The organism is Asaia sp. SF2.1 (assembly GCF_000505765.1).
GTDB lineage: Bacteria > Pseudomonadota > Alphaproteobacteria > Acetobacterales > Acetobacteraceae > Asaia > Asaia bogorensis.
Genome location: NZ_AYXS01000003.1, coordinates 28556 through 32220 on the forward strand (window position 1 = coordinate 28556; position 3665 = coordinate 32220).

A 3665-nucleotide genomic window follows, 5' to 3' on the forward strand; every position below is an offset into this window, starting at 1 on the left:
CGTTTCTGGCCTTGCGCGATAGCGTTTGCGCCAATTTCGAGGCCGGCGCCTGGATCCTGTCGAAGGGCTTTGCGGAAACCGGCGATTACTGGGACGCGGTTGCCCGATACCACTCACATTCCGGGGTCGAGAAAGCCCGTTATCTCCAACGCATCCTGGAGCGCTTCGAGGCCATGGAACGTGCGCGACGCGCCTCCCCGACAACAATCGCCTCCAGATAAGGAAGACCGCCATGCGCGTCACCATCCATCATCCCACCCGCGACTGCAGCGTAAACTATGACGTCGAGCGCGATGTCATCAGCTTTACATTATGGGGCGAAGCGCACGAGGGAGGCAGGGGCTATACCGAGCTTAACCTGCCCCATCTTTCCCTCAAGCGTCCCTATGAGGAAGTCCATCTTCCGGTCGCCGTCGCGCAAGCAGCGAGCATATCGACGAAGCCCTCAGTATCATCCGCCGGGCTCGCAGAACGAATACCCGCGCGATCCAGGTCGACCGTCCGCCGTCTCGTCGGTGGCTCGGCCGCGCTTGGTCTCTGTCTGCTTACCATTCTGTTTCTATACAGGCCCGGGGACCGGGATTCACAAACTGACGCGCACCCTGATGCAGCGTTCAGGCTGCACAGCCTGGAGCGCCCTACCGCATCGCGAGACCTTTCTTCGCACTCTTTTGCATCCTCATCGGCCCAACCATCCCCGTTTCCGGGGCCCGACATCGATTCCTCAACTGACGCAGAGCCTCACCCGGGACCCTACAAGCGTCGGGGCGACGTCGAGCGCTCCGATCATGCAACATTACCGTCACCCGCGCCCGGCTTCGGTATGCCTTGAGGATAGAGCATCATGTCTGAACCGATCCTTGGGCCGCAGGACAGCCATATCGTCCGTCAGGGCGGTTTCTACCGTGATACGCGCCGCCCGGAGACACGGCTATGGGCGTTCATGGCCGATCCGCTCTGCGCGATCGTGCCGCTCTGCCTGACCTTGCTGTGCCTGTTCATACCAGGCCTTTTCGAACTCTGGCTGTTCATCGGGATCCCTTTCACGCTACTGGTTGTCTGGCGTTTGCCCCTGCTGCCCATGCGCATGCCTGTAGCCGCACGCCGGCGTGATCCCAATTTTCGCGATCAACGCTCCAGGCGTCCTGGTAAAGCGACTGGCGACTGGCTCATGTTCGTGGACCGGATCACCCGGCAGCCTGGATTTCCATCCACCGGCGACATGCGCACGCATTGCATCGTGGCCGGTACGACCGGTTCGGGTAAGACCCGGACCCTTCTGTGCAAGCAGGCCAATGTCGTGGCGCAAGGATCAGGTTTCACACAGGTGGATGGCAAAGGCAGCAACTCGAACTGGAAGGATGTGCTGTCACTCGCGCGCATGCATGGTCGCGAAGCCGAGGTTAGGGTCGTCAACTTCCTGACGTCATCTGGATCACGCGAGACGCATACATGGAACCCGTTCGCCCACGCCAATGCTGACGGCATCAAGAACCTGTTGATCACGCTGTTCATCGCGTCCGACGCGGGCAACGGCAAAGGCGGGTCACAACAGTTCTTCGTGGATCGCGGCATGGACCTGATCGCTACATTGAGTGAGCTCCTTGCCTGGATCCGCGACGCACGTCACCTGCCGATCAACCTGCCCACATTGCGCCGGCTGACGTCGGACTTCGACGCCCTGCGGCTCCTGGTCCTCGACCCTGATAGCGAGGAAGGGCATCCAAGGCTGGAATACTGGTCCCATGCGGAACAGCGTTTCATCGACGAGGATCTGCGCGCCCTGCCCCCAAAGGACGGGCGTCCACGTCCTGCTCTGCCAGAACCCATACGGCTCCGCATCCTCAACTATATGCGTGAAACAGGCGGATACACCCCGGGCAAAGCGGTGTCCGCGCAGGAGAAAGTTCGGGAGCAGCACGGCTACGTTGTCGGTGGCTTTGGTGCGACCTTTACCCAGTTGAGTGGCACATTGGGGCACATATTCAATGTCGATATCGGTGATATCGACATGCATGACGTACTGTTCAACCGTCGTATTCTGACGGTCATCCTCCCTGTTCTCGAGAACGATAGGAAAATCAACACGCGTCTGGGGCGCTTCATCCTCAATGCGATCCGCTACGGCCTGGCGCCGGGTGTCGGCGGCCAGCTTTCAGGCGACATCGACAAGGTCATCAATAACCGCTTCTCGAATGCGCCCACGGTCTATTGTCTGGATTTCGATGAGATCGGCATGTACGCCTCCGAAGGAGCACAATCCATTCTGTCCCAAGCGCGCGATCTCAATTTCTCGACGACGCTCGCGTTCCAGGAAGTCAGCTCGCTGCAGGACGCGCTGGGCAAGCCCGCTGCCGATGCGCTGTTGTCCAATCCACGCCTGCATTTCATTATGTCGCTGAACGACAACACCGCCACCAAGCAATGGGTGGAAAGCGCCGCACCTCGCCTGCCGGTCTCAGTGAATACGAATTATCAGGCATCCAATGTCACAGGTGTCTACCTCGATCCGGGTCGCGCCGATGTGCGTGAGATGCCGCTCTATACCTGGCACGATGTCACCAGCCAGCAACCCGGACAGTGCATCGTTACCTTCTATGGCAGACGCATCTATGCGGAAGTTCCCAACATCCAGCTGGCCAACAAGGGCTATCTGCGCGTCCCTGCCAACCTCACCCTTCCCCGCAATAGCGAACAAGGACCTCCTGTCGTGACAACGATCCCTGCTGCACGAACGCAGGCCGCCACCAAGCTCCTCGGACGGGCAGACGCGCTCACCGAGAGCGATCGAGCGGGGCCGCAGGGGCAGATGCGTGTTTTCTGCGACGCCTATCGCGAGGCCTTGTCGCTGGATACGGATCCCGATGCGGAACTTCGGATCGTGTATCGTGAGCTCGCCGCCGCCTTCAGGCCGAACCCGGCCGATCGCCAGCAGAACGGCTCAAAGGCCAATTCCCCACCTGTTTCGAAAAGTCCAGACGTGCCAGAGCGCGGCACCAGGGCCTCTAAGTCAGACACCGGGAATAAGGCAGGAACGCCCCCGACCGATGCGGGCGAAGGCTCTACATCCGGCGGCGTGACACCTGATGCAACGCCATCCCCAACTGACGCGGCCGATCACGACCTGGATGAGAACGACCCTTTGCTGCCCCCCCTTCTGAGGTTGGGCGCGCGCTCGCAAACTCTACCCGTTGCAACAGCTTCAAGGCCAGCGAGGATTGATACCGACCCGCACGTCGCTGAAATCGTCGCGAGGCTCGAACTACTCGAGAAGGAAGCTGCTCAGAGTCCAAACCCCGAGATCTGAACGAATGACGCACGCTCAATCTGACACAGGCATCGAGATCACGAGGTGGGTCGAACGGAATTTCTCTTCTTTTTAGAAGGAGCCGGCGCAGGGGCTTCAGCCGCCGAGCGACGTGTTCGCTTTCCTTGCGCGGGTACCAGTTCGGGCACGGGTTCGACGGGTGACCTCCTCTTCGCGCCAAGGCCAATCTTCTGCGCGAGCGATGAGCGGTAAGCCGCGTAGTTGGGAGCAACCATAGGGTAATCGCGTGGCAGACCCCATTTGCGCCGATAATCATCTGGCGTCATAGCGTAGCGTGTACGCAGATGACGCTTGAGAGTGGTGAGCTTTTTGCCGTCCTCGAGACATACCAGATGAT

General features: G+C 60.1%; 2 protein-coding genes and 1 pseudogene. 2 read left to right on the top strand and 1 reads right to left on the bottom strand.

All coding sequences use genetic code 11. The features are described 5' to 3' along the window. Positions 1-221 (top strand): annotated as a pseudogene (locus P792_RS23480) (hypothetical protein); the annotation flags it as partial. A 623-nt stretch (positions 222-844) separates the two neighbouring features. Next, the gene (locus P792_RS23485; RefSeq protein WP_023977720.1) at positions 845-3307 is read left to right on the top strand and encodes a type IV secretory system conjugative DNA transfer family protein; all 2463 of its coding nucleotides are present in this window, start codon (positions 845-847) and stop codon (positions 3305-3307) included. A gap of 38 nt (positions 3308-3345) precedes the next feature. Here P792_RS23485 and P792_RS38200 read toward each other — a convergent pair. Further along, positions 3346-3665: MucR family transcriptional regulator (locus P792_RS38200; protein WP_235075388.1), on the bottom strand; the 320-nt coding region annotated here is incomplete at its 5' end.

What these genes read in the sequence shown, in the direction of transcription:
- P792_RS23485 (WP_023977720.1), top strand. Translation starts at nt 845, where the DNA reads ATGTCTGAACCGATCCTTGGGCCGCAGGACAGCCATATCGTCCGTCAG.